The sequence below is a fragment of the Actinomadura syzygii genome, assembly GCF_008085905.1.
Lineage (GTDB): Bacteria > Actinomycetota > Actinomycetes > Streptosporangiales > Streptosporangiaceae > Spirillospora > Spirillospora syzygii.
Genome location: NZ_VSFF01000015.1, coordinates 215,370 through 239,714 on the forward strand (window position 1 = coordinate 215,370; position 24,345 = coordinate 239,714).

A 24,345-nucleotide genomic window follows, 5' to 3' on the forward strand; every position below is an offset into this window, starting at 1 on the left:
GAATTCTCGGCACAATGGTGCTGGGAACAATTGTCGGCACCGCCGCGGCGTGTGGAGGCGGCTCCGCGGATTCTGCGGGGAGCGGTCCCTTCGTCTTCTACGTGTCGATCGACACCTCGGGCCCGACCGCCGTCCTCGGCGGCGGTCTGCTGGCCGGCGCGCGCACGGCGATCAAGGACATCAACGCCAAGGGCGGCATCGGCGGGCGCCAGATCAAGCTGGAGGTCGCCAACGACCAGAACAACCCGACGAAGGCCGTCAGCGAGCTGCAGCGGCGGCTCGCCAAGGGCAAGCCGGACCTCGTCTACCCCGGCGGGTCCAGCGCGGTGTCGATGTCGATGCTGCCGATCCTCACCCGCGACAAGGTGCTGTCGGTCGGCGCCACCAGCAGCATCCAGCTCAACGACCCGAAGAAGTTCCCCTACCACTTCGGCGTCACCCCGCCGAGCTCGGCGTACGTGCCCACGTTCGTCCAGCTCGCGAAGGAGAAGGGCTACAAGAAGGTCGCGATGATCTACTCGGACGACGCGACCGGGCAGAGCTCGTTCAAGCAGTACGAGGGGCCGGTCAAGCAGGCCGGGATCGAGCTGGTCAGCGCGAGCTACGACACCACCGCGCTCGACATGACGCCGCAGCTCCAGCAGTTGCGCGCGCAGAAGCCGGACGCGCTCATCGTCAACGGCTACGGCACGGCGGTGCTCTACGTGCTCCGCGGCCGGGCGCAGATCGGCTGGACGCTGCCGTCCTACGGCGACCAGCTCGCCAGCCCGTCCCCGATCGCGGGCAAGGTGACGGCGGCGCAGATCAAGAACTACCAGGTCATCATGCAGACGTCCTCGCTCGTCGGGGACCGCCAGCACCCCGGTCTCGCCCCGGTGATCAAGGAGTTCCAGACCTCGGACGGGGCGAAGTTCCTGACCCAGACGGGCGTCGCGGTGTTCACCACGACCTACGACCTGCTCCAGTTCGTCGCCTACGAGGCCGGGCAGGAGAAGACCACGGACGGGCAGAAGCTCGCGAAGGCGTTCGAGAAGTTCAAGACGCCCGCGAACCCTCCGTGGGTCGGCAAGGGGCCGAACGGCGAGGTCACGAAGTACGAGTACACGCCGTCCAACCACTTCCCGATGACGAGCGCGACGTCGTTCAAGTACGTCCAGCCCGGCACGTACGACGCCGACGGGTTCTACGTCCCCGGCAAGGGCTACTGAGGCGGCGGTCCGATGACGACCATCTGGGCGGGCCTCGCCACCGGGGCCCTCTACAGCCTCGTGGCGATCGGCTACAACGTCGTGCTGCTGGCCTCGGGCGTGGTGAACTTCGCGAACGCCTACCTCATCATGATCGGAACGTTCCTCGCCTACGTCTGCCTGGTCGACTGGGGGCTGCCCGTCGCGGCGGCGATCCCGCTGACCGGCCTCGCCGTCGCGGTGATCGCGGTCGTCGAGGAGCGGATCGCGATCCGGCCGCTGCTGAACCGGCAGGGCGGGCACGCCGCGCTGATCACCACGGTCGGGGTCGGCACGCTGCTCGGCGGGATCGCGGCGAAGGTCTGGGGGACGGAGCCGGTCAGGGTCCCCTCCCCGTTCTCCGCCGAACCGCTGACGCTGCTCGGCGGGACGATCCAGCGCAACGACCTGGTGCTGATCCTGCTCGTCCTCGCGCTCGGCGTCGGCCTGCACCTCTGGTCGCGCCGGACGCTGCTCGGCCTCGCCTCGCTCGCCACCGCGGAGAACCGGCAGGCGGCGCAGGCCCGCGGGCTGAACGTGCGGGCACTCGGCCTCGGCGCGTTCGCGCTGGCCGGACTGATCGCCGGGCTGTTCGCGGTGTTCGTCGCCGGGCGCACCTACGCGCACTTCCACCTCGGCGAGACGCTCGCGCTGTTCGGGTTCGTCGCGATCGCGATCGGCGGGTCGGGCAGCCAGCTCGGCGGGCTGATCGGCGGGTTCGCGATCGGGCTGCTGTACGCGGTCACCGCCCGCTACGTGGGCGACTCCTATCCGCAGATCGTGGTGTTCGCGGTCTTCCTGCTCATCCTGCTGACCCGGCCCCGGGGCCTGTTCGGCGGCGCGGCGGAACGGCAGGTGTGAGATGACGGCAGGTGTGAGATGACGACGCTGTCCGCGTCCCGCGAGAACCCTCCGGGCGGGAACCCCCGCGCCGGGAACACGGCCGTGCCCGCGCTGCTGCGCGGCGGCAGGCCGCTCGCCGGGGCACTGCTGACCATCCTGGTGCTGGTCGCGCCGCTGCTCGGCCTGAACGACTACTGGGCCCGCACCGTGCTGCTGGTGGCGATCCTGTCACTGCAGGTCAGCGGGCTGAACATCGTCCTCGGCCACGCGGGCGAGCTGGCCGTCGGCCAGGTCTTCCTGTACGCCGTCGGCGCCTACGTCACCGGCTACCTCGGGGTGTCGCACGGGATCACCGACGCCGGGGTGATCGTCGTCTGCGCGATCGCCTGCGCCGTCGTGGTCGGGCTGATCACCGGCATCCCCGGGCTGCGGCTCGGCGGCTGGTCGCTGGCGATGCTGACGTTCTTCCTCGTCCTGATCATCCCGAACCTCGTGAAGGTGCTGGAGTCGTTCACCGGCGGCGCCAACGGGCTCGCGCCGCCCGTCCCGACCCTGTTCGGGACGCCGCTCGGCCGCGACGCCCTCTACATGCTGATCGTCGCGGTGACGGCTGTGTGGTTCCTCGTCGCGCGGAACCTGATCCTGTCGCGGCACGGCAACGCTTTCCTGGTGCTCAAGCAGAGCCCGGTGCTCGCCGGGTCGCTCGGCGTCTCGGTGTTCCGGCTGAAGCTGCTCGTGTACGTGACCGGCGCGATCCCGGCGTGCCTCGCGGGCGTGATGTTCGCCTGGCTGGACGGCTTCATCGCGCCGGAGACGTTCACGTTCACGATGGCGCTGAGCATCCTCGCGGCGTCCATCGTCGGCGGGTCCACGTCGATCTACGGGGCGCTCGCCGGGGCGGCGATCGTCCAGCTCGGGCAGCAGTCGTTCAGCTCGTTCCAGGACTGGCAGCTCCTCATCTACGGCGCGTTCCTGCTGGTCGCCGGGATCCTGCTGGCGGACGGGCTGACCGGGCTCGTCCGCGGCCGGGCCCGGCGGATCGTCCGGCGGTTCGGCGTCGCCGCCCCCGCCGGACGATCCGCCGCGCCCGCCGACGCGGGGCCCGCCGACCTCGGCGCGCTGCCCGGCGCGCGGCTGCGGACGAAGGCCCTGTGCAAGTCGTTCGGCGGCAACCAGGCGCTCCGCGAGGTGACCGTCGAGGCCGAGCCCGGCCAGGTCACCGCGCTGATCGGGCCGAACGCGTCCGGGAAGACGACGCTGCTCAACCTCGTCTGCGGCTTCTACCGGCCGACGTCGGGGACGGTCGAGCTCGGCGGCCGCGAACTCGGCGGGCAGCGGCCGTACCGGATCGCCCGCGCCGGGATCGCCCGGACGTTCCAGACCCCGCTGATCCCGAGCGGCATGACGACGAAGGCGTTCGTCGCGACCGGCCGCTACGTCTCGCACCGCGTCCGGGTCCCGGCGGCGGTGCTGCGGCTGCCCGCGTTCCGCCGCGGGTTCGCCGCCGACGACGCCGAGGCCGTCCGGCTGCTCGGGCTGCTCGGCATCGCGGACGTCGCCGACCGGGAGGTCGACTCGCTGCCGCTCGGCACGCGGCGGCTCGTGGAGGTCGCGCGGGCGCTCGCGGCGCGTCCGGCGGTGTTCCTGTTCGACGAGGTCGGCTCAGGGCTGGACGAGGGCGACCTCGCCGGACTGGAACGCGCCATCCGGATGATCCGCGACGCGGGCGGCACGGTCGTCCTCGTCGAGCACAACTTCCCGCTGGTGCTCGGGCTCGCGGACCGGATCCACGTGCTCAGCCAGGGCGGGCTGCTGGTGTCCGGCACCCCCGCCGAGATCCAGGCCGACCCGCGCGTGCTCGCCGAGTACACCGGCTCGAACGCGGCCGGGAAGACCATCGGAAGTGAGGGCTGATGCTCCAGGTCAGCGGGCTCAGCGGAGGCTACGGCGACATCCGCGTGCTGTGGGACGTGGACCTGCGCGTCCGGCCCGGACGGGTCACCGCCGTGCTCGGCCGCAACGGCGCGGGCAAGACGTCCCTGCTGAACGCGGTCGCCGGGTTCCCGCCCGGGGTGACCGGCGGGACGATCACCTTCGACGGCCGCGACGTCACCGGGATGGCGCCGCACCGCCGTGTCCGCGCCGGACTCGGGTACGTCCAGGAGGGGAAGCAGGTCTTCCGGCAGCGCACGGTCGAGGACAACCTGCTGCTCGGCGGCTTCACGCTCGCCCGCTCCGGGCTCGGCCGCTGGACGGGCGGCCGCAAGCGGAGCCCGGCGCGGCGCGAGGCGCTCGACCGCCAGTACGAGCGCTTCCCGATGCTGGCCGAGCGGCGGCACACGGTGGCGGGCAGCCTGTCCGGCGGGCAGCAGCAGATGCTCGCGATCGCGCAGGCGCTGATGCCGGCGCCCCGGCTGCTGATGCTGGACGAGCCGTCCGCCGGCCTCGCCCCGGTGATCGCCGCCGAGGTCTTCGAGATGATCACCGTGCTGCGCGCGGACGGCCTGTCGATCCTGCTGGTCGAGCAGGTCGTCGAGTACGCGATGCGGGTCGCCGACGACGTCGCGGTGGTGGACAACGGGCGGATCGCGGCGGCGGGCGACGCGCGGTCCTTCGACGACACCGCCGTGATCAACGAGATCTATCTGGGTGCGGGGAGCCGATGACGGCCGACACGGAGGCAGGCGCAGTGGGAGAAGCGAAGCGGACGGGCATCGAGCGGCTGCTCGCGCCGAGCTCGATAGCCATGGTGGGGGCGTCCAACCAGGAGATGCGGATCGGCGGGCAGGTGTACGGGAACCTGGCGCTGAACTTCAAGGGCGCGCTGTACCCGGTGCATCCGCGCGACCAGGCGGTCCAGGGCGACCGGGCGTACCGGTCGGTCGCCGACCTGCCCGGACCGGTGGACCTCGCGGTGATCGCGGTGCCCGCCGAACACGTGGCCGGGGTGATCGAGCAGTGCGGCGAGCGCGGCGTCGGCGGCGCGGTCGTGCTGACCGCCGGGTTCGCCGAGGCGGGGCCGGACGGCGCTGAGCTCCAGCGCGAACTGGCCGAAGCCGCCGCGCGGACCGGCGTCCGGGTCGTCGGCCCGAACTGCATCGGCTACCTCAGCTCGGCGGGCGGGGTCGCGGCCAGCTTCGCGATGCCGCCCGGCACGCCGCTGCCGCCGGTCGGGCCGGTCGCGCTCGTCTCGCAGAGCGGCGGGTTCGGCTCCTACATCGCGGAGAAGGCGCAGCTCGCCGGGCTGCGGCTCGGCTGGTTCGTCAGCACCGGCAACGAGGTGGACGTCAACATCGCCCAGGTGCTGCGGTTCCTCGTCGAGCGGGACGAGACGCGCGTGCTGCTCGCGTTCAGCGAGACGCTCCGCGACCCGGACGTGTTCGTCGAGACCGCGCGGCGGGCCGCCGAACTCGACAAGCCGCTGGTCCTGCTGAAGGCCGGGCGGTCGGAGGAGGCGGCGCGGGCGGCGCTCAGCCACACCGCGTCCGTGGTCGGCTCGGCGGAGGTGTTCGACGCGGTGTGCCGCCAGCACGGCGTCGTCGTCGCGGACACGATGGAGGAGATGCTCGACCTCGGAATGATCTTCCAGGACGGGCGCCGCCCGCGCGGCGACCGGATCGGCATCATGACGACGTCCGGCGGCGCCGGGGTGCTGCTGGCGGACGGCGCGGGCATGGCGGGGCTGTCGGTCCCGGAGTTCCCGCCGGACGAGCGGGACGCGATCGCCGCGAAGATGCCGCAGCCGTTCTACGGCTCGGCGTCCAACCCGGTGGACACGACCGCGCAGATCACCGCCGCGCCCGACCTGTTCCAGACGGTGCTCGGCGAGGTCGTCGGCGGGTCGGTGGTGGACATGGCGGCGACCGTGACGTGGGCGCGTCCCGGCGCCGCCAACGACGCGATCATCGAGACGTACCGGTCGACGGACAAGCCGTTCGCGGTGCTCTGCACGACCTGGCTGGACGACTTCCAGAAGGCCGGGGTGCCGACGTTCACCGACCCTCGGCGGGTCGTCCACGCGCTGGCGGCGCTGGCCCGGCACACGCTGCGCCGCCCGCCCGCGACGCCGGAGTTCGTCCCGGACGAGGACCGCGCCCGCCGCGTCCGCTCGATGCTGGTCGAGGCGCGCAACCTGGGCGAGGGCGTCCTGCTGGAGTCGACGGCGAAGCGGGTGATGGCCGAGTACGGGATCCCGGTGACGCGGGAGATCTACGTGCGGGGCGTCCGCGACTCGGGCCCGGACGAGGTCGCCGCGGCGGCCGGGAAGCTCGGCGGCCCGGTCGCGCTCAAGGTCATGTCGTACCAGTTGCCGCACAAGTCGGACGTCGGCGGGCTGCGGCTCGGGGTGTCCGGCGCGGACGCGGTGAAGGACGCCTACCGCGACATGCTCGCCGAGGTCGCGCGCCGCGCCCCGGACGCGATGATCTCCGGGGTGCTGGTGCAGGAGATGGCCCCGGCCCGGCTGGAGATCGGCTGCGGGATGCGGCACGACCCGGTGTTCGGCCCGATGGTCGCGCTCGGCCCCGGCGGGATCATGATCGAGATGCTGGCGGAGACGGCGCTGCTGCGGCCGCCGTTCGACGCCGCCGCCGCGAAGGACGCGATCGGCGGGCTGCTCGGCGGACGGCTCGTCGGCGGTTCGCGCGGCCTGTCCCCCGGTGAGCTGGACCTGCTCGCCGCGACGATGACCGGGCTCGGCGCGCTGGCGCTGGAGGTCCCGGAGATCGCCGAGGTGGACGTGAACCCGGTGCGGGTGGCCGGCGGCGACGCCGTGGCGGCGGACGCGCTGATCGTGCTCGCCGACGAGGAGGGCTGAGGGCGATGGCCGACTTCGGCAAGATCGGCTTCGAGTGGCCGCCGTACACCATCGAGGTGGAGCGCGGGAAGATCGCCGAGTTCGCGCTGGCGGTGCGGGCGTCCGACCCGGTGTACACCGACCGGGCCGCGGCCCGCGCGGCCGGGTACGCGGACGTCCCCGTCCCGCCGACGTTCAGCGCGGTCGGGCAGCACTGGGCGCCGAAGACCTCCGTCGAGGACGACCTCGGCGTCGACCTGAAACGGGTGCTCGCGGGCGGCGCCGACTGGGAGTACCTGGGCGACATCGTCGCCGGGGACGTGCTGACCGTCCGCGGCCGCGTCGTGGACATGGTCGAGAAGCGGGGCGGCCGCGGCCCGATGACGCTGATCATCAGGGAGAACACGTTCGTCAACCAGCGCGGCGAGACCGTGCTGCGGCTGCGCGGCACGATGATCGAGCTCGGAGCCGCCTCATGACGACGGCGACGAAAGCGGCCGAGGTCAGAGTGGGCCCGCTGACCAGGACGGACTTCGTCCGCTACGCGGGCGCGGGCGGCGACTTCAACCCGATCCACCACGACGACGGCTTCGCCGCGTCCGCCGGGTACCCGTCGGTGTTCGGGCACGGGCTGCTGACCGCCGGGATCCTGTCCGGCTTCGCCTGCGACTGGCTCGGCCGCCGCAACCTGCGCAGCTACGGCGTCCGGTACGTCGCGCAGGTGTGGCCGGGCGACACGCTGATCCTGTCCGGCGAGATCACCGGCACCACCGAGGACGGCCTCGCGCGGGCGGAGCTGCGGGTGGAGCGCGAGTCCCCGGACGGCGAGCGCGCGGTCGTGCTGCGCGGCACCGCGACCGCCACCGCGACCGCCGTCCATCCCGAGGAGGAGAAGTGAGCGAACCGGTGGAAGCGGCCCCGCACAAGGGCTATGTCGAGCGGCTCGACAAGGGGGTCCTCGCCTACCAGCGGTGCGACGACTGCCGGGCCGCGGTGTTCCATCCCCGGGTGACCTGCCCCGGCTGCGGGAGCGGGCGGCTCGCCTGGCGGGAGAGCGCCGGGCTCGGCACGGTGTACGCGACGAGCGCCCTCGCCCGCCGCGACGCCGACTCGTACTCCGTCGCGCTGGTCGATCTCGACGAGGGCTTCCGCATGATGAGCTCCGTCGTCGGCGTCCCGGCGGACGCCGTCCGCATCGGCATGCGGGTGCGGGCCCGCGTCGAGCCGCGCGACGGGGACCGCGAGCCGCGCCCGGTGTTCGTCCCGGCGGAGTTCGTCCCCGAGGAGTTCGTCCCGGAGGAGGCGCGTGATGGCTCCTGACCTGCGCGGCAAGGCCGCGATCGCCGGGGTGGCCGAGTCGGACCTCGGCGAGGTGGGCCCCGGCCGCTACGCCATCGACCTCGCCGCCCAGGCCGCCGCGCGGGCCCTGGACGACGCGGGCCTGGCGAAGAACGACGTCGACGGCCTGTTCACCGCGATCGCCGGACGCGGCATGGCCCCGCTCGACGTCGGCGAGTACCTCGGGATCAGGCCCCGCTACAGCGACGGCACGATGGTCGGCGGCAGCGCGTTCGTGTCGTTCCTGCACCACGCCGCGCTCGCGATCGCGTCCGGCGCGTGCGAGGTCGCGCTGCTCGTGTACGGAAGCACGCCGCGCGCCGACTCCGGCCGGGCCCGGCTCGGCATGGGGCCGCCGGAGCTGCCGTCCTACGAGGCCGCGTTCAGGCCGCGCCAGCCGATCACCGGGTACGCGCTGGCCACGTCCCGGCACATGCACCAGTACGGGACGACCCGCGAGCAGCTCGCGGAGGTCGCGGTCGCGGCACGGAAATGGGCGCAGCTCAACCCGGTGGCGTTCGAGCGCGGCCCGCTGACCGTCGAGGACGTCCTGAACAGCCGCGTCATCTCCAGCCCGCTGTCCAAGCTGGACTGCTGCCTCGTCACCGACGGCGGCGGCGCGGTCGTCGTCACCACGCCGGAGCGGGCGCGGGCCGCCCGCAAGCCGCCCGTCTACCTGCTCGGCGCCGGGGAGGCGCACTGGCACCGGACGATCTCCGAGATGCCGGACCTGACCGTCACCGCCGCGACCGAGTCGTCGGCGCGGGCGTACGCGATGGCGGGGCTCGGGCCGTCCGACGTGGACGTCGTGCAGGTGTACGACGCGTTCACCGTCAACACCGTCCTGTTCCTGGAGGACCTCGGCTTCTGCGCGAAGGGCGAGGGCGGCGCGTTCGTCTCCGGCGGGCGGATCGCGCCCGGCGGCGAGCTGCCGGTCAACACGAGCGGCGGCGGCCTGTCGTACTGCCATCCCGGCATGTTCGGCATCTTCACGATCATCGAGGCGGTGCGGCAGCTCCGCGGCGAGTGCGGCGAGCGGCAGCGCGACGGCGCCGAGGTGGCGCTCGCGCACGGCAACGGCGGCCAGCTCTCGTCCCAGGTGACCGCCCTGCTCGGAACGGAGGCGACGCTGTGACCGTCGAGCTGGTCTCGGTGCGCGGCGCCTCCCCCACACGAAGGAGGACGCGCCGCATGACGGCCGTGCTGACCGAGCGCTACGGCAGCGTGCTGCTGGTGACGCTGAACCGTCCCGAGGTGCTGAACGCCGTCGACGACTCGGTCGTCGAGGGCATGGCGCTGGCCTGGCGGGAGGCCGCGGACTCGGCGGTCCGCGCGGTCGTCCTCACCGGCGCCGGGCGCGGCTTCTGCGCGGGCGCCGACCTCAAGGCGGGGCGGCGTCCGGATGCCAGCCGTCCGGCGGGCGGCCTGCGCGCCACCTTCAATGCCGACATGCTGGCGATGGCCGCGCTGGAGAAGCCGGTGATCGCGGCGGTGAACGGCCCGGCGGCCGGGTTCGGGCTGTCCCTCGCCTGCGCCGCCGACCTGCGGATCGCCTCGCACGCGGCGCGGTTCGTCCCGGCGTTCGCCGACATCGGGCTCGTCCCGGACGGCGGCGGCTCCTACTACCTGGCCCGGCTGCTCGGCTACGCGCGCGCGTTCGAGCTGCTCACCACCGGACGCCGCCTCACCGCGGCGGAGGCCCTCGGCTGGGGGCTCGTCACCGAGGTCGTCGAGCCGGTGGCGCTGGTGCCGCGGACGCTCGACCTCGCCGCCCGGCTCGCCGGCCGTCCGGGGCTCGCCGTCCCGCTGACGAAGCGGCTGCTCGCGGGCGCCGCGCGGGCGCACCTGGCCGAGCAGCTGGAGGAGGAGGCGCGGGCGCAGGAGGCGGCGCTCGGCGCCCCCGGCCGCGCGGCGGCGCGCGCCGCGAAGATCGACGAGATGAAGCGCTGACCGCGCGGAACAGGAGAGCACGTGCCCGACTACGGGAGCTTCACCAAGGTCCTCGTGACGCAGGACGACCGGCTGCTGACCGTCTCCCTGAACAACCCGGACCGCCTCAACGCCATGGGCGGCGGGCTGGAGCGCGAGCTGTCGGAGGTGCTGCGGCTCGTCGCGGCCGACGAGTCCGTCGGCGCGGTCCTGCTGCGCGGCGAGGGGCGGGCGTTCTGCGCGGGCGGCGACGTCAAGAGCTTCAACGAGCAGACGACCGCCGCGGAGCAGCCGCCGCCCGCGAGCCGCGTCCTCGGCACGCTCAAGGCGACGGAGATCCTCGACACGATCCTCGCCGTGCCGCAGCCGATCGTCGCGGCCGTGCACGGCTACGCGATGGGGCTCGGCGCGACGATCGCGCTGTTCTGCGACGTGGTCGTCGCCGCCGAGGACGCGAAGATCGCCGACAGCCACGTCGCGGTCGGGCTGGTCGCCGGGGACGGCGGCGCGGTCGCCTGGCCGCTGCTGATGCCGCTCGGCGCGGCCCGCTACCACCTGCTCACCGGCGAGCCGCTGACCGGCGCGGACGCGGCCCGCTACGGGATGGTGCTGCGCGCCGTCCCGGCCGCGGACCTCGCCGCCGAGAGCGAGCGCGTCGCGCGGAAGCTGGCGGACGGCGCGCCGCTCGCCGTGCAGGGCACGAAGGCGACGCTGAACAAGATCGTCCGGGAGCGGATGGCGCTCACCCTGGAGAGCGGCCTGCTGCTGGAGGGCGCGACGTTCGTCAGCGACGACCACAAGGAGGCCGCGGCCGCGTTCGTGGAGAAGCGCAAGCCCAAGTTCCAGGGCCGCTGAGCGCGCCGGGACCGGTGGCCCCGGCCCGCCGGTCCCCGCCCCCGACGATCTCGTTACCTACCAGACGGCTGGTATATTCGAGGGACCGGGCGACGGCCGTCGGAGCGAGGGAACCCACCGATGAGTGAACACGAGCCGGGGCCGGTGTCCCGCGTGCAGTGGGAGGCGTGGCGGCGAAAGTCGATCCCGCCGGTCGAGGATCTGGGCGGCGGGCTGTGGTCGATCCCCGTCCCGCTGCCGCTGGAGGCGCTGCGCTACGTCCTCGTCTACGCGCTGGAGCTGCCGGACGGCGTCGCCGTCATCGACGCGGGCTGGGACACCGCGGAGGCGTGGGACGCGCTCACCGCCGGCCTCGGCGCGGCCGGGTTCGGCGTCGCCGACGTCCGCGCCGTCCTGGTCACGCACATCCACCCCGACCACTACGGGCTGGCCCACCGCATCCGCGAGGAGTCGGGCGCGTGGATCGGCCTGCACCCGGCGGACGCGGCGCTGCTCGAAGTCCGCTACGACGACGTCGACACCCTGATCGAGGACAACCGCGTCCTGCTGGAGCGCATCGGCACCCCGGACGAGCAGGCCCGCGCGTCGATGGGCATGCGCCGCTTCGTCTCGGTCGCGCGGCCCGACCGCCTCATCGAGGACGGCCGGCGCCTGGACCTGCGCGGCTGGGACCTGCGCGCGGTCTGGACGCCCGGCCACTCCCCCGGCCACCTGTGCTTCACCGACCCCGGCCGCGGGCTGCTGTTCTCCGGCGACCACGTCCTGCCGAAGATCACGCCGAACATCTCGATGCACCCGCAGCAGCGCGCGAACCCGCTCCAGGACTTCTTCGACTCGCTGCGCAGGGTCGCCGGGCTGGACGTCCGGGAGGTCCTGCCCGCCCACGAGTACCGCTTCGCCGACCTGCCCGGACGGGTCGCGCACCTGCTCGAGCACCACGAGGAGCGGCTGGAGGAGATCGAGAAGGCGCTGCGCGAGCGGCCCGGCGCGGACTGCTGGCGGATCAGCAGCCGGCTCACCTGGTCGCGTCCCTGGGCGTCCTTCGACACGCACTCCAAGCGCGCCGCCACCGGCGAGACGCTCGCCCACATGCTCCTGCTCGAACAGCGCGGACGGCTGGTCAGGTCGGGCGGCAGACCCGAGCGCTGGTGGCCGCCCGAGCTGCTTCCCGGCACCTTGTAACCTACCAGTCGTCTGATAGATTAGAGGGACTGAGGAGGAGGTCCGCATGCCATCTCGCCAACTCGGCTTCCCGGTGTTCGACGCCGACAACCACCTGTACGAGACGCGCGAAGCGCTGACCAGGCACCTGCCGGACGAGTACAAGGGCGCCATCGACTACGTCGAGGTCCACGGCCGCACGAAGATCGTCGTCCGCGGGCACATCAGCGACTACATCCCGAACCCGACGTTCGACCGCGTCGGCAAGCCGGGCGCGCAGGAGGAGTACTTCAAGCACGGCAACCCCGAGGGCAAGAGCATCCGGCAGATCATCGGCCGGGGCATCGACTGCCCGCCCGCCTTCCGCGAGGCCGGGCCGCGGCTTGAGCTGATGGACGAGCTCGGCCTCGGCTACTCGCTGATGATGCCGACGCTCGCCAGCCTCGTCGAGGAGCGCATGCGGGACGACCCCGACCTGTGCTCCGCCGCCGTCCACGCCCTCAACCGGTGGATGTCGGAGGACTGGCCGTTCGCCCACGAGGGCCGCATCTTCTCCACGCCCATCATCACGCCCGGCCTGGTCGACAAGGCCATCGCCGAGCTGGAGTGGGTGCTCGACAAGGGCGCCAAGGTCGTGCTGATGCGTCCCGCTCCCGCGTGGGGCTACCAGGGGCCGCGCTCGTTCGCGCTGCCCGAGTACGACCCGTACTGGAAGCTGATCGAGGAGTCCGGCACGCTCGTCGTCTTCCACGCGTCCGACAGCGGCTACAACCGCTACTGGAACGAGTGGGAGGGGACGCAGCTCGAGATGCAGGCGTTCGCGCAGCCGATGCCGTTCACCGCGGCGATGCGCAACGCGCACCGCGAGATCCAGGACGCCGTCACCTCGATGATCTTCCACGGCGCGCTGTACCGGCACCCCGGCATCCGGATCGCGCTGATCGAGAACGGCGCCGGGTGGGTGCCCCACCTGCTGGAGCACCTCGACGAGACCTACGGGACGATGCCGCAGGTGTTCCCGGAGAAGCCGTCCGAGACGTTCAAGCGGAACTTCTACATGCACCCGTTCCACGAGGAGGACCCGCGCGGCCTGATCGACCTGCTCGGCTCCGACCGCATCATCTTCGGGTCCGACTACCCGCACGTGGAGGGGCTCGCCGACCCGCTGTCCTACGTGGACGAGCTCCAGGGCCTCGCCGACGCGGACATCCGCAAGATCATGGGCGGCAACATGATGGGCCTCCTGGGCGTCTCCGCCTGACCTGTCCGTCTGGGGGGCGACCCCCAGACCCCCAAGGCGCGGTCAGGTGATCCTCGCGCCGCTGGCGCGTCGCTGCGGTCACCTGACCGACGACGGACCCCTGCCCCTTCCGCTGGTGGGGGTCCGTTCCTATCCCGCATCCTCTAAGGTCGAGACGTGGACGACGACAGCCCGGCTCAGCAGCCGCCCGCCGAGGAGCGGCCGTCCCGGCCGCGGGGGCGCCGCACGGCCGCGCTGCTGCTCGACGCCGCCGTGGAGGAGTTCACCGCGCACGGCTACCACGACGCGCGCATCGCCCGGATCGCCGAGCGCGCGGGGACGTCCTACGGCACCTTCTACCTGTACTTCACCGACAAGACCGACGTGCTCTGGGAGGCGCTGGAGCCGACCCGCACCGGGCTCGCGGACGTCCTGCGGACGCTCGGCCCGCTGGCGCCCGGCCCGGAGGGGCGGGCGGAGCTGGAGGCGTGGGTCCGCCGCTTCTGCGACCACCAGCAGCGGCACATGCCGATGTTCCGGGCGCTGGTCGAGGCGCAGGCCGCCGCCGAGGACATCGCCCGCAACGGCGTCGAGATGCTCGGCGAGTACCGCCGGATCCTCGCCGCCCGCATCCGGGAGAGCGACGCGATCGGGATCGACCCGAACCTCGCCGCGCTCGTCATCTACGCGACGCTCGAACGGACGAACTTCACCTACTACTACGGCTCGCTCGTCGCCAGCTACCGCGAGATCGTCACCGTGCTCACCGAGTTCGTCCACCGCTCGCTGTTCGGCGCCCCCGCCGCGTCCGCCGCCTGACCTACACCGTCTGACCTACACCGCCTGACCCACGCGGCCCGGCGTGTGCAGGGCCGGGGCTAGCGGCCGCCGATGCGCAGGCGGGAGCCGGTGGGGACGCCGCCGCCGAAGAACGCCCGCTGGATCATCACCGCGAGCGTGTCGTGCAGACGGTCGATGTCGATGTCGGAGTACTGCGAGCGGGCGTAGAAGTGGATGCGCTCGACCACCACGTACAGCAGGGCGGCGCGCAGCTCGGTCGGGACGTCGGACGTCGTCCCGGCGGCGTCGATCGGGCCGCAGAAGGCGGTGACGAGCTTCACGAACGCGGTGTCGGCCTCCTTGGCCAGCTCCGGGTCGAGCGGGGCGACGTTGTCGGTCCACGCCCTGATCACGCCGCTGAACCGGACGTGCAGCGCGTCGTAGTCGGCGAGGAACAGCCGCAGCCGGGCGCGGGCGTCCTCCTCGGGGCGCAGCGCGCCGAGCCGGTCGGCGAGCGCCCGCAGCTCGCGGAAGCAGTCGCCGCTCAGCTCGTGGAACAGGGCGCGCTTGTTCTCGAAGTACCGGTAGAACGTCGCCCGGGACGTGCCGGCCTGCCGGATCACGTCGTCGACCGTGGTCTTCGCGTAGCCGTGGCGGGCGAACGCCGCCAGGCCGGCCTCGGTCAACCTCGACCGGAGTCCGCTCTCCTGGCCGGCCGGAACCGGTTCGGCCAACGGGCTCGACCCCCTCGACATTCGACGCCTGTCGGTCCCGGCGCGCGGCGCGCCGGCGGCACCGGCCCGTCCCGCCGGGCGGTGCGAGCATGGAGCTTACACGCTAATGACATGTGTGTATGCGACATCGTTGATCGATGCCGGGTAACGCCCGTGACGTAGGCTTTCGCGCGAAGATTCACTGATGTCACCCTTGCGGGAAGGCGCGGCGGGTGCGCCGCTCAGGCGACCGCGAGCACCCCGCGGTTCAGCCTCCCCCCGGCGAGGTCGTCGATGGCCGCGCCGATCCCGGCGAGGTCGTAGACGCGGCTCACCATGGCGTCCAGGTCGAAGCGCCCGGCACGGTACAGGCCGACCAGCAGCGGGATGTCGTGCTGCGGACGCGCCGCACCGTACCGGCAGCCGAGGATCGACTTGTTCTGGTACAGCGACGCGACCTGGAAGGCGGCCTCCGCGTCGCGCGGCGGGACGCCGAGCAGCACGCACGTCCCGCCCCAGGCGAGCAGGTCGACGGCCTGCCTGATCAGGGACGGGTGCCCGACGCACTCGAAGGCGTGGTCGACGCCGTCCGGCAGGCCGAGGTCGCGGACGGCGGCGGGCACGTCGCCCGCGGCGGACGCGTCGACGAAGTCGGTCGCGCCGAACCGCCGGGCCGTCTCCTCCTTGGCCGGGTTCGCGTCCACCACGACGATCCGCCCGGCGGCGGCGATCCGAGCCGCCTGGACGACCGACTGCCCGATCCCGCCCGCGCCGATCACCAGCACCGTGTCCCCGGGCCGCACCTTCGCACGGTTGAGCACGGCGCCCGCGCCGGTCAGCACGGCGCAGCCGATCAGGCAGGCGGCGTCGAGCGACACGTCCGGGTCGATCACGACGGCCTGCGACTCGTGCACGACCGTCCGCTCCGCGAACACCCCGGCGTTCGCGAACTGGTAGGCGGGCGCGCCGTCCAGGGTGAAGCGGTCGGCGCGGACGCCGAGCGAGGCGCGGCACAGCGTCGGCTCGCCGCGGTCGCAGGCGGCGCACCGGCCGCAGTTGCCGAGCGTCGTCAGCACGACGTGGTCGCCGGGCTCGACGTGGGAGACGGCGGGTCCGACCTCCTCGACGACCCCGGCGCCCTCGTGGCCCATGACGACGGGGGTGGGGAACGGGATCGTCCCGTTCACGACCGACACGTCGCTGTGGCACAGCCCCGCCCGGTGGACGCGGACGGCCACCTCCCGCGGCCCCGGCGCCCGCACCGAGACGTCGTCGCGGACCTCCAGCTCGCCGGTCCAAACGATGCCGCGCATCGTGCCCCTCCCGTTCATCCCGGCCATACCAGGCTCTGGAGTTCGGTGTAGGCGTGGAGGGCGAAGTCGCCGCCGTCCCGTCCCACGCCGCTCTTCTTGAATCCGCCGAACGGGGTCTCCGGGTTGCGGGCGACCGTGTTGATCCCGACGTTCCCGGCGCGCAGCCGCCGCGCCACGCGCATCGCGCGGACGGTGTCCCGCGACCAGACGTAGTCGTACAGCCCGAACTCGGTGTCGCCCGCGAGCGCGATCCCCTCCTCCTCGTCGTCGAACGGGATCGCCACGACGACCGGGCCGAAGATCTCCTCGCGGACGGCCCGCGAACCGGGCGCGCAGCCCGCGATCAGCGTCGGCGCGACGTAGAAGCCGCGGTCGAGGGGCGGACGCGCGCCGCCCGCCAGGACCGTCCCGCCGTCCGCCGCGCCGGCCCGGACGTAGGACTCGACCCGCTCCCGGTGCGCGCCGCTGATCAGCGGGCCGACGACCGTGTCCGGCGCGGCCGGGTCGCCGACCGGCAGCGCCCCCGCGATGGCCGCCAGCCGCTCGACCATCCGCTCGTACACGCCGCGCTGGACGATCAGCCGGGTCGGCGCGGTGCAGATCTGCCCGGAGTGGAACGTGTAGGTGCTGGCGGTGCCGCGCGCGGCGGCGTCGAGGTCGGCGTCGTCGAAGACGAGGCTCGCGCCCTTGCCGCCGAGTTCGAGGAGGAGGCGCTTGCAGTCGCGGCCGGCCGCCTCGGCGATCGCGGTGCCGACCGCCGTGCTGCCGGTGAAGCTCACCATGTCCACGTGCGGCGACGCGACCAGCGCCTCGGACGGTTCCGGCCCCGGCGCCACCACGAGGTTGACCGCGCCGGGCGGCATGCCCGCCTCGTGCAGCGCGCCGACCAGCGCGATCACGCCCAGCGGGTCCTGCGGCGCGGGCTTGACGACGACCGTCGCGCCGACCGCGAGCGCCGGGCCGATCTTGCCGACGACGTTGGTGAGCGGCACGTTGTAGGACGTCACGCACGCGACCACCCCGACCGGCTGCCGGACGGCCATCGCGTTGACCAGCCCGCCGCGGCCGACCGGGTCGGCCGCGGGCGGCAGCGGGACCTCGGGCGACGCCGCGGCGGAGCGCGCGTACCGGCGCAGCCGCGCCACGGCGGCGGGCACCTGCGCGGTGCGGGTCATCGCGGTCGTCGCGCCGGTCTCGGCCTGGACGAGCGCGAACAGCTCGGCGTAGCGGGCCTCCAGCAGGTCGGCGGCCCGGTCGAGGATCTCGGCGCGCTTGTCGGGCGCGGTCCGCGACCAGGCGGGGAACGCGTCGGCGGCGGCCCGCGCGGCGCGGTCGGCGTCGGCGGCGGACGCGCTCGGCGCGAGCCCGACGACCTCCTCGGTGGCCGGGTTCACGACCGGGTAGGCGCCGCCCTCCCCGTCCACCCGCTCGCCGCCGATCCACAGCCGCGCCGGGGTCTCCGTGGTGATCATCGGCTCACCACAGCTCGCCGGTGTAGGCGTCCGTGCCGACGACGGTCGGCAGGAACGGGGCGGCGAACGTGACGCGTCCGGCGCCGCCCGCCTCGACCGCCTTCGCGTAGGCGCGGACGGCGTCCCAGCATTCGCGCGGGTCGCGCTCCAGGAACACGAGCTGGACGACCCGTTCCGCGCTCCCGCCGGTGGTGCCCAGCGCCATCGGCGAACCGCCGCCGCCGTTCCCGGTCGGGCCGGAACGCGGCGTCCAGGACGAGACCGCGTCCACGCCGTCGGCCGCGAGCAGCCCGGCCGCCGGGCCGTCTTCGAGGTGGGCGCGCAGGCCGTCCGCGGTGCCGCCGTCCACCGGTTCGGCGGCGATCACCGCGAGCCCCTTGTAGCCGTGGTCGAGCGCCAGCTCGATCGGCACGCCGTCGTCGTCGGCGTACCGGGCCGACTCGAACGTGTAGATGCCGGTGTGCGCGTGCGACCGCTCGGCGAAGCCCCGGCCGTTGTCGTACAGCCACCAGACGCGCTCCCCCGCCCAGGCGGTGTGCGCGTCCACCTTGCCCTTCAGGTACCAGTAGACGGAGAGGTAGGAGCCCGCGTCGAGCGGCTCGGCGAACGGGCTGTCCGCCGGGAAGCGCAGGTCCTTGAGCGCGCGGGGCGCGACCCAGCGGCCCCCGGCGAGGGCGTGCGGACCGTCCATGACGCCCGCGTAGAAGTGGTCGCGCTCGTACCAGCGGTTGTAGGCGACCTCGTGGCCGCGGTGCGGGTCCACCATCGTGAACAGCATCGCGCCGACCTTGACCGGGTAGTCGTCCATCAGCCTTCCCCTCCGCCGCCGGCGAGCGGCATGACCTCGTGCGCGAACGCGGCGATCTGGTCGACGAGCTCCTCGTGCCCGCGGACCGGGAACGAGAGCTGCACGTGCGTGACGCCCAGCTCGGCCTCCGCCCGCAGCAGCGCGGCGATCTTCTCCGGCTCCCCGGTGACGGCGCGCTCCGGAACGCCGTCGTGCGGGACGCCCACGTACACGTGCATGCCGCCGCCGACCGCGAACGGGGCGTCCGCGCGTCCCGCCGCCGCGAGCCGGGCGCGCAGCGCGGACACGGCCGCGGCCGTCCCCCCGGGCGGCGGGCCCTGCGGCAGCCAGCCGTCGCCGAGCCGCGCGGCCCGGTCGATCGCGGCGGGCGACGAGCCGCCGATCCAGATCGGCGGGCCGCCCGGCTGGACCGGACGCGGGCGCTGGCCGCCGTCCCCGCCGCCCCACTCGTCCGCGAACCTGGCCCGGATGGCGCGGACGGCCTCGTCCGTCCGGCGGCCGCGCTCGGCGAACGGGACGCCGAGCAGCGCGAACTCGCCTTCGAGGTGTCCCGCCCCGACGCCGAGCACGGCCCGGCCGCCGGACAGCGCGTCCAGCGTCGCGAACGCCTTCGCCGTCAGCAGCGGGTTGCGGTACGCGACGACGTACACGTGCGACATCAGCTTCACGCGCCGCGTGATCCCGGCCAGCCAGCCGAGCGTGGCGACCGTGTCGTACCAGGTCGTCGTCATGCGCGGGGCGTGCTCGCGCGGGATGGCGACGTGGTCGCAGACGGCGACGTAGTCGAACCCGTGCGCGTCGCACGCCTGCGCGACGGCGGCGATCTCGGCGGGCCCCGCGTCGCGCTCCCACGGTTGGGCGAACAGCGTCGACTGCGCCTGCACGGGCAACTGGAGCCCGAAAGTCAGCCCGCTCACCTGGGTTCCCCCAAGCGGTCGCGGAGGCGGAACTTCTCGATCTTGCCGGTGGCGGTGCGCGGCATCCGCTCGATGAAGACGACGTCCTCGGGGACCTTGAAGTGCGCGAGCCGCTCCCCGGTGAAGCTCCGGACCTCGTCCGCGGCGGGCGGTGCCGCCGGGTCGGACGCGACCGCGAACGCCATGACGCGCTCGCCGAGCACCGGGTCCGGGACGGCCAGCACCGCCGCCTCCGCGACCCCCGGATGCTCCCGCAGGACCGACTCGACCTCGATCGACGAGATGTTCTCCCCGCCGCGCCGCACGATGTCCTTCTTGCGGTCGACGAAGAAGAAGAACCCGTCGTCGTCGAAGTAGCCGAGGTCGCCGGTGTGGAACCAGCGCTCGTCCAGCGCGGACGCGGTGGCCTCCGCGTCCTTGAGGTAGCCCGCGAAACCGATCTTCGCCCGGTCGAAGACGACCTCGCCGGTCTCGCCGGGCGCGGCCGCCGTCCCGTCGGAGCGGACGACCGCCATGCCGGAGCCGGGGAACGGGCGGCCCGCCGAGCCGGGGCGGCGCGGCTCGTCCAGCCGGGTGTAGGTGCCCATGCCCGCCTCGGTCATGCCGTACCAGTCGATGACCGGCGCGCCGAACCGCTCCTCGATCGCGGGCGCGCCGCCCGCGCAGCCGAGGACGATCAGCACGCGGAACGCGTGCGCGCGCTCGTGCCGCGCGGCCGGACGTCCCATCAGGATGTTGACGATCGGGGCGAGCGTGAACAGGTAGGTGGGCCGGTAGAGGTCGACGAGGCGCCAGAACCGTCCGGCCGAGAAGCGGCGCGGGAACACCGCCGCCGCGCCGTAGGCCAGCGCGGACATGAGCCCGCCGAAGCCGTTGCCGTGGAAGAACGGCGTCACGACCAGCGCCCGGTCGGACGCGGTGAGCCCGAACATCTCGTTGTAGTCGATCCCGGTCGCGGCGTTCGGCTCCGACACCACGGCCTTGGGACGTCCGGTGGTGGTGCCGGACGTGTACATGAGCAGCGGGGCCGACGCGGACGCGTCCCGGCGCGGACGGGCCTCCGGCGGCGGTGCCGTGGCGATCAGCTCGTCGTAGGAGACGGCGGACGGCGGCGGTGCGCCGCCCTGGTCGCCGGACAGCGCGATCACGTGCGCGAGGCCCGGGATCTCGGCGGCGAGCGCGACGGCGCGGGCGGCGAGGTCCGCGTCGCACACGACCGCGACCGAGTCGGAGTGCGCGCACACGTAGCGGGCCTCGGCGTCCGTCCACTCCGGGTTGGCCGCGACGGTGGCGAGCCCCGCCGCGCCCGCCGCCAGGTACGTCTCCACCCATTCCGGACGGTTCCGCGCCCACACGCAGATCCGCGCCCCGGCCGGGACGCCGAGCTTGACGCGCAGCGCGGCGGCCAGCGCGGACGCGTTCCCGGACAGCTCGCCGTAGGTGCGGACGCCGTCCTGCTCGGTGAGCAGCGCGAGGCGGTCGGGGTCGGTCTCGGCGTGCCCGGCGATGATGTCGAAGAGGGTGGTCATCCAGCCTGCCTCTCATCTTGGTGGACCTCGTGGTCGGCGTCGGACTCGCGGGCGAGGTAGGACGCGAGCAGGCTCTCCCGGTCGGCGAGCTCGGCCGCCGGTCCGCTCATGGCGATCTCCCCGGCGGCCAGCACGTAGGCGCGTTCGCAGAGCCCGAGCGCGAGCCCGGCGTTCTGCTCCACGACCAGGACGGAGATCTTCTCCCTGACCTCGCGCAGCGCCGCGTACACGGTGTCGACGACGGCGGGGGCGAGGCCGAGCGACGGCTCGTCCAGCAGGAGGAGGCGCGGCGCGGCGAGCAGGCCCCGGCCGGTCGCCATCATCTGCTGCTCGCCGCCGGACAGCGTCCACGAGCCGCGCCGCCGCAGCTTCGTCAGCGGCGGGAACAGGTCGTAGACGTCGGACAGCGCGAACTCCGCGGTGCGCCCGCCGCGCGCCACGGTCCCGACGAGGAGGTTCTCCTCGGTCGTGAGACTGCGGAACGGCATCCGCCCCTCCGGGACGTGGACGAGCCCCGCGCGGGCGATCGCGTCGGGCGACACGCGGCGCAGGTCCGCCCCGCCGAAGCGGACCTCGCCGCGCGCCTTGACCAGCCCCGACAGCGCGCGGAGCGTGGAGCTCTTGCCCGCGCCGTTCGCGCCGAGCAGCGCGACGGTCTCCCCCGCCCCGACCTCCAGGTCGATGCCGCGAACCGCGTCGACGGGCCCATACGAGACAACAAGCCCACGAACCTCCAACAGAGCGCTCACCTCGCCTCCCCCAGATATGCGCTGATCACTTCGGGGTGGGACCACACCTCGGCGGGGGTTCCGGCGGCGATGCGGCGGCCGGTCTGCAGGACGACGATCCGGCCGCACAGCCGCTCCAGGAACGCGATCTTGTGCTCCACCAGCAGCAGGCTGCCGCCCAGCTCGGCGACCTGCTCCAGCAGCTCGACGAGCCGCTCGGTCTCGACCGAGCTGAGGCCGGCGGCGGGCTCGTCCATCAGCAGCAGCCGGGGACGCGCCATCAGCGCCCGCGCGATCTCCAGGTGGCGGCGCTCCCCGTAGGCGAGCCCGGCGGCCGGCTGGTGCGCGCGGTCGAGCAGGCCGACGCGGCGCAGCGCCTCGGCGCCCTCGCCCCAGCGCTCGCGGTCGCGCGCCCACATCGAGCGGCGGCGCAGCCAGGCGCTGGCGGTGGTGCGGCGGCCCCGGTCGCGGGACGCCACCATGACGTTCTCCAGGCAGGTGAGGCCCGGATCGACCTGCGGCGTCTGGTAGGTGCGGAACACTCCGTGCCGGGTGATCCGGCCGGGCTTGGACAGCGGGACCTCCGCGCCGTCCACCCGCACCGACCCGGCCGCCCCGACCAGCCCGGACACCACGTTCAGCAGCGTCGACTTGCCGGACCCGTTCGGCCCGACCAGCCCGACGACCTCGCCGGGGCGCACCTCCAGCGACACGTCGTCCACCGCCGTGACACCGCCGAACCGGACGGTGATCCCGTCGCACCGCAGCAGCGGCGTCTCCTCCCGCACGGCGCTCATCGCTTCACCGCCCCTCCCGGCGGACGCCGGGTGAGCCGGGCCCGGACCTTCTCCGGCAGCGACGCCAGCCCGCCCGGCAGCATCACGATCACCAGCAGGATGATCACCGCGTACACCAGCTCCTTGTAGTCCGCGAGGTCGCGCAGCCACTCGGGGACGAGCGTCAGGATGACCGCGCCGAGCGGCGGCCCCCAGATCGAGCCGCTGCCGCCGAGCAGCAGCATGAGCAGCACGTCCAGGGAGGTCTCGACGTGGAACGAGGACGGGTCGATGAACGCCGAGGTGTGCGCGAGCAGCGACCCGGCGGCGCCCATGTACCCGGCGCCGATGCCGAACGCCACCGCCTGGAGGCGGCGGGTGGGCAGCCCGGTGGTGCGGGCGACGTCGCCCATCGTCCGGGCGAAGACCAGGTCGCGCTGGGCGGGCGACCGCTCCACGAGCACGGCCAGCCCGATGCCGACGACGAGGACGCCGAAGGCCAGGTAGAAGTACTCGCGCGGGGTGTCCAGCGCCAGCCCGAAGATCTTCGTCTCGATGCCGAAGCGGCCGGTGCCGCCGCCGGTGAAGCCCGTCCAGTTGCGCATCACGATCATGGTCAGCTCGCCGAACGCGAGGGTCGCGATGGCGAACTGGATGAGCGGGCTGCGGGCGAGGGCGAGCTTGAGCAGCGTCCCGATCAGGCCGGTGACGAACACCGCCGTGACGAGCCCGACGAGGAACCCGCCGTGCTGCGACGCCCACACCGACGTGTACGCGCCGATGGCGTAGAACCCGACGGTGGCCAGGCTGAACTGCCCGGCGAGGGTGAGCTGGAAGTAGAAGCCGAGCGCCAGCAGTCCGTAGATCGCCGACGTGATCATGATGCCGGTCCCGTACAGGCCCTGGACGAGCAGCGGCAGCAGCGCTCCGAGCACGGCGACGGCGACGACCCACTCGCGCTGCCGCCGCTCGAAGATCGCGGGACGGATCGGCGGCGGGGCGTGCCGGCCCGGCCGGGAGCGGCCCGTCCCCGCGGCGGCGCGGTCAGTAGCGGACACGGACGACCTCCCCGAACAGTCCGCTGGGCCGCAGCACCAGCGCGACGAGCAGGATCAGGTAGGGGTACGCCTCGACGTAGTCGGCCGAGACGTATCCGGCGGCCATCTGCTGGACGATCGCGATCCCGAACGCCGCGAGGACGGTCGCGCCCATCCGGTCGAACCCGCCGAGCACGGTCGCGGCGAACGACGACAGCAGCAGCGTGAACCCGAGCTGCGGCGACACGGTCAGCGTCGGCGCGACGAGCACCCCGCCGAGCCCGGCGAGCGCGGCCGACAGCCCGAACATCAGGACCGACAGCCGGGTGACGCGGATGCCCTGGAGCAGGGCGGTCTCCCGGTCGGCGGCGAGCGCGCGGACCTGCCGCCCGATCGACGACCTGTGCAGCATGAGCATGAGCCCGGCGAGCACCACGCCGGTCACCGCGACGATCAGCACGCTCTGGTACGGGATCGCGGCCCCGGCGAAGTGCCAGACCCTGCCGCCGAACGGCGACGGCAGCGTCTTCTGGTCGTTGCCCTGCCACAGGATGATCAGCGAGCGCAGGCCGAGGGCCAGCGCGAACGTGGAGATGACGACGGCGAGGATCGGCTGCCGCCGCAGCGGCGCGTACCCGATCCGCTCCATCGCGACGCCCACGCCGAACACCAGCGCGACGACGATGAGGTAGGCGGGGATCGTGGCGATGCCGTGGTCGACGACCAGCCACACCCCGAAGTACGCGCCGAGCGTGAGCAGGTCGCCCTGCGCGAAGTTGACCACGCCCGTCGTCTGGTGCAGCAGGACGATCCCGAGCGCGATGAGCGCGGCGATCGCGCCCTGCGCGACGCCGGACGCCAGCAGGCCGACGAAATGGCCCATCG

Annotated in this window: 24 protein-coding genes; 14 read left to right on the top strand and 10 right to left on the bottom strand. The window is 73.5% G+C overall.

The genetic code is table 11. The annotated features are described in order from the left end of the window. The first annotated feature begins 101 nt into the window (after window positions 1-101). From FXF65_RS36475 to FXF65_RS36540, 14 genes are all read left to right on the top strand, one after another. A complete protein-coding gene (locus FXF65_RS36475) occupies window positions 102-1,208 on the top strand; it encodes an ABC transporter substrate-binding protein (protein WP_187412706.1) in 1,107 nt (368 codons plus the stop codon). 12 nt (window positions 1,209-1,220) lie between these two features. Then, window positions 1,221-2,087, top strand: a complete 867-nt coding sequence (locus FXF65_RS36480) for a branched-chain amino acid ABC transporter permease (protein WP_148354634.1) — start codon at window positions 1,221-1,223, stop codon at window positions 2,085-2,087. A gap of 18 nt (window positions 2,088-2,105) precedes the next feature. Further along, a complete protein-coding gene (locus tag FXF65_RS36485) occupies window positions 2,106-3,983 on the top strand; it encodes a branched-chain amino acid ABC transporter ATP-binding protein/permease (protein WP_148354635.1) in 1,878 nt (625 codons plus the stop codon). Next, window positions 3,983-4,735 carry an ABC transporter ATP-binding protein gene (locus tag FXF65_RS36490; RefSeq protein WP_148354636.1) on the top strand — a complete coding sequence of 251 codons (753 nt, stop codon included), beginning with the start codon at window positions 3,983-3,985 and terminating at the stop codon, window positions 4,733-4,735. Before FXF65_RS36485 ends, FXF65_RS36490 begins: the two co-directional genes overlap by 1 nt. Before the next feature lie 23 nt (window positions 4,736-4,758). Continuing rightward, the gene (locus FXF65_RS36495) at window positions 4,759-6,885 is read left to right on the top strand and encodes an acetate--CoA ligase family protein (RefSeq protein ID WP_187412707.1); all 2,127 of its coding nucleotides are present in this window, start codon (window positions 4,759-4,761) and stop codon (window positions 6,883-6,885) included. Window positions 6,886-6,890: 5 nt separating this feature from the next. Beyond that, complete coding sequence (locus tag FXF65_RS36500) at window positions 6,891-7,343, top strand: FAS1-like dehydratase domain-containing protein (protein ID WP_148354638.1); 453 nt, start codon at window positions 6,891-6,893, stop codon at window positions 7,341-7,343. Further along, the gene (locus FXF65_RS36505) at window positions 7,340-7,762 is read left to right on the top strand and encodes a MaoC/PaaZ C-terminal domain-containing protein (RefSeq protein ID WP_148354639.1); all 423 of its coding nucleotides are present in this window, start codon (window positions 7,340-7,342) and stop codon (window positions 7,760-7,762) included. Before FXF65_RS36500 ends, FXF65_RS36505 begins: the two co-directional genes overlap by 4 nt. Next, window positions 7,759-8,184: a Zn-ribbon domain-containing OB-fold protein gene (locus FXF65_RS36510; RefSeq protein ID WP_148354640.1), complete on the top strand. Its 426-nt coding sequence runs from the start codon at window positions 7,759-7,761 to the stop codon at window positions 8,182-8,184. Before FXF65_RS36505 ends, FXF65_RS36510 begins: the two co-directional genes overlap by 4 nt. After that, window positions 8,174-9,337: an acetyl-CoA acetyltransferase gene (locus FXF65_RS36515; RefSeq protein ID WP_067887991.1), complete on the top strand. Its 1,164-nt coding sequence runs from the start codon at window positions 8,174-8,176 to the stop codon at window positions 9,335-9,337. The genes FXF65_RS36510 and FXF65_RS36515 overlap by 11 nt, the downstream gene beginning before the upstream one ends. A gap of 56 nt (window positions 9,338-9,393) precedes the next feature. Next, the gene (locus tag FXF65_RS36520) at window positions 9,394-10,152 is read left to right on the top strand and encodes an enoyl-CoA hydratase/isomerase family protein (RefSeq protein ID WP_148354641.1); all 759 of its coding nucleotides are present in this window, start codon (window positions 9,394-9,396) and stop codon (window positions 10,150-10,152) included. A 21-nt stretch (window positions 10,153-10,173) separates the two neighbouring features. Continuing rightward, the gene (locus FXF65_RS36525) at window positions 10,174-10,986 is read left to right on the top strand and encodes an enoyl-CoA hydratase/isomerase family protein (protein ID WP_222868928.1); all 813 of its coding nucleotides are present in this window, start codon (window positions 10,174-10,176) and stop codon (window positions 10,984-10,986) included. A 120-nt stretch (window positions 10,987-11,106) separates the two neighbouring features. Then, window positions 11,107-12,168 (top strand): MBL fold metallo-hydrolase, encoded by a 1,062-nt coding sequence (locus tag FXF65_RS36530; RefSeq protein WP_148354642.1) that lies wholly within the window; start codon window positions 11,107-11,109, stop codon window positions 12,166-12,168. A gap of 46 nt (window positions 12,169-12,214) precedes the next feature. After that, window positions 12,215-13,408: an amidohydrolase family protein gene (locus tag FXF65_RS36535; protein WP_148354643.1), complete on the top strand. Its 1,194-nt coding sequence runs from the start codon at window positions 12,215-12,217 to the stop codon at window positions 13,406-13,408. Between the two features lie 156 nt (window positions 13,409-13,564). Next, window positions 13,565-14,206 (top strand): TetR/AcrR family transcriptional regulator, encoded by a 642-nt coding sequence (locus FXF65_RS36540; RefSeq protein WP_148354644.1) that lies wholly within the window; start codon window positions 13,565-13,567, stop codon window positions 14,204-14,206. A gap of 59 nt (window positions 14,207-14,265) precedes the next feature. On the opposite strand, the gene FXF65_RS36545 is transcribed toward FXF65_RS36540, so the two are convergent. From FXF65_RS36545 to FXF65_RS36590, 10 genes are all read right to left on the bottom strand, one after another. After that, window positions 14,266-14,853: a TetR/AcrR family transcriptional regulator gene (locus tag FXF65_RS36545; RefSeq protein ID WP_187412708.1), complete on the bottom strand. Its 588-nt coding sequence runs from the start codon at window positions 14,851-14,853 to the stop codon at window positions 14,266-14,268. A 269-nt stretch (window positions 14,854-15,122) separates the two neighbouring features. Further along, complete coding sequence (locus FXF65_RS36550) at window positions 15,123-16,193, bottom strand: zinc-binding dehydrogenase (protein ID WP_148354646.1); 1,071 nt, start codon at window positions 16,191-16,193, stop codon at window positions 15,123-15,125. Between the two features lie 14 nt (window positions 16,194-16,207). Continuing rightward, on the bottom strand, window positions 16,208-17,665 hold the full coding sequence (locus FXF65_RS36555; protein WP_148354647.1) for an aldehyde dehydrogenase family protein: 1,458 nt from the start codon (window positions 17,663-17,665) through the stop codon (window positions 16,208-16,210). 4 nt (window positions 17,666-17,669) lie between these two features. Beyond that, entirely contained in the window at window positions 17,670-18,473 is an 804-nt protein-coding gene (locus FXF65_RS36560; protein WP_148354648.1) for a hypothetical protein, read from the bottom strand. Further along, on the bottom strand, window positions 18,473-19,390 hold the full coding sequence (locus FXF65_RS36565) for a TIGR03619 family F420-dependent LLM class oxidoreductase (RefSeq protein WP_222868929.1): 918 nt from the start codon (window positions 19,388-19,390) through the stop codon (window positions 18,473-18,475). The genes FXF65_RS36560 and FXF65_RS36565 overlap by 1 nt, the downstream gene beginning before the upstream one ends. Then, the gene (locus FXF65_RS36570; RefSeq protein WP_148354649.1) at window positions 19,387-20,919 is read right to left on the bottom strand and encodes a class I adenylate-forming enzyme family protein; all 1,533 of its coding nucleotides are present in this window, start codon (window positions 20,917-20,919) and stop codon (window positions 19,387-19,389) included. Before FXF65_RS36570 ends, FXF65_RS36565 begins: the two co-directional genes overlap by 4 nt. Then, window positions 20,916-21,668 carry an ABC transporter ATP-binding protein gene (locus tag FXF65_RS36575; protein WP_246199343.1) on the bottom strand — a complete coding sequence of 251 codons (753 nt, stop codon included), beginning with the start codon at window positions 21,666-21,668 and terminating at the stop codon, window positions 20,916-20,918. Before FXF65_RS36575 ends, FXF65_RS36570 begins: the two co-directional genes overlap by 4 nt. Then, on the bottom strand, window positions 21,665-22,444 hold the full coding sequence (locus FXF65_RS36580; RefSeq protein ID WP_148354739.1) for an ABC transporter ATP-binding protein: 780 nt from the start codon (window positions 22,442-22,444) through the stop codon (window positions 21,665-21,667). The genes FXF65_RS36575 and FXF65_RS36580 overlap by 4 nt, the downstream gene beginning before the upstream one ends. Beyond that, on the bottom strand, window positions 22,441-23,481 hold the full coding sequence (locus tag FXF65_RS36585; protein ID WP_148354650.1) for a branched-chain amino acid ABC transporter permease: 1,041 nt from the start codon (window positions 23,479-23,481) through the stop codon (window positions 22,441-22,443). Before FXF65_RS36585 ends, FXF65_RS36580 begins: the two co-directional genes overlap by 4 nt. Beyond that, complete coding sequence (locus FXF65_RS36590; protein WP_148354651.1) at window positions 23,468-24,343, bottom strand: branched-chain amino acid ABC transporter permease; 876 nt, start codon at window positions 24,341-24,343, stop codon at window positions 23,468-23,470. Before FXF65_RS36590 ends, FXF65_RS36585 begins: the two co-directional genes overlap by 14 nt. Window positions 24,344-24,345: the final 2 nt, after the last annotated feature.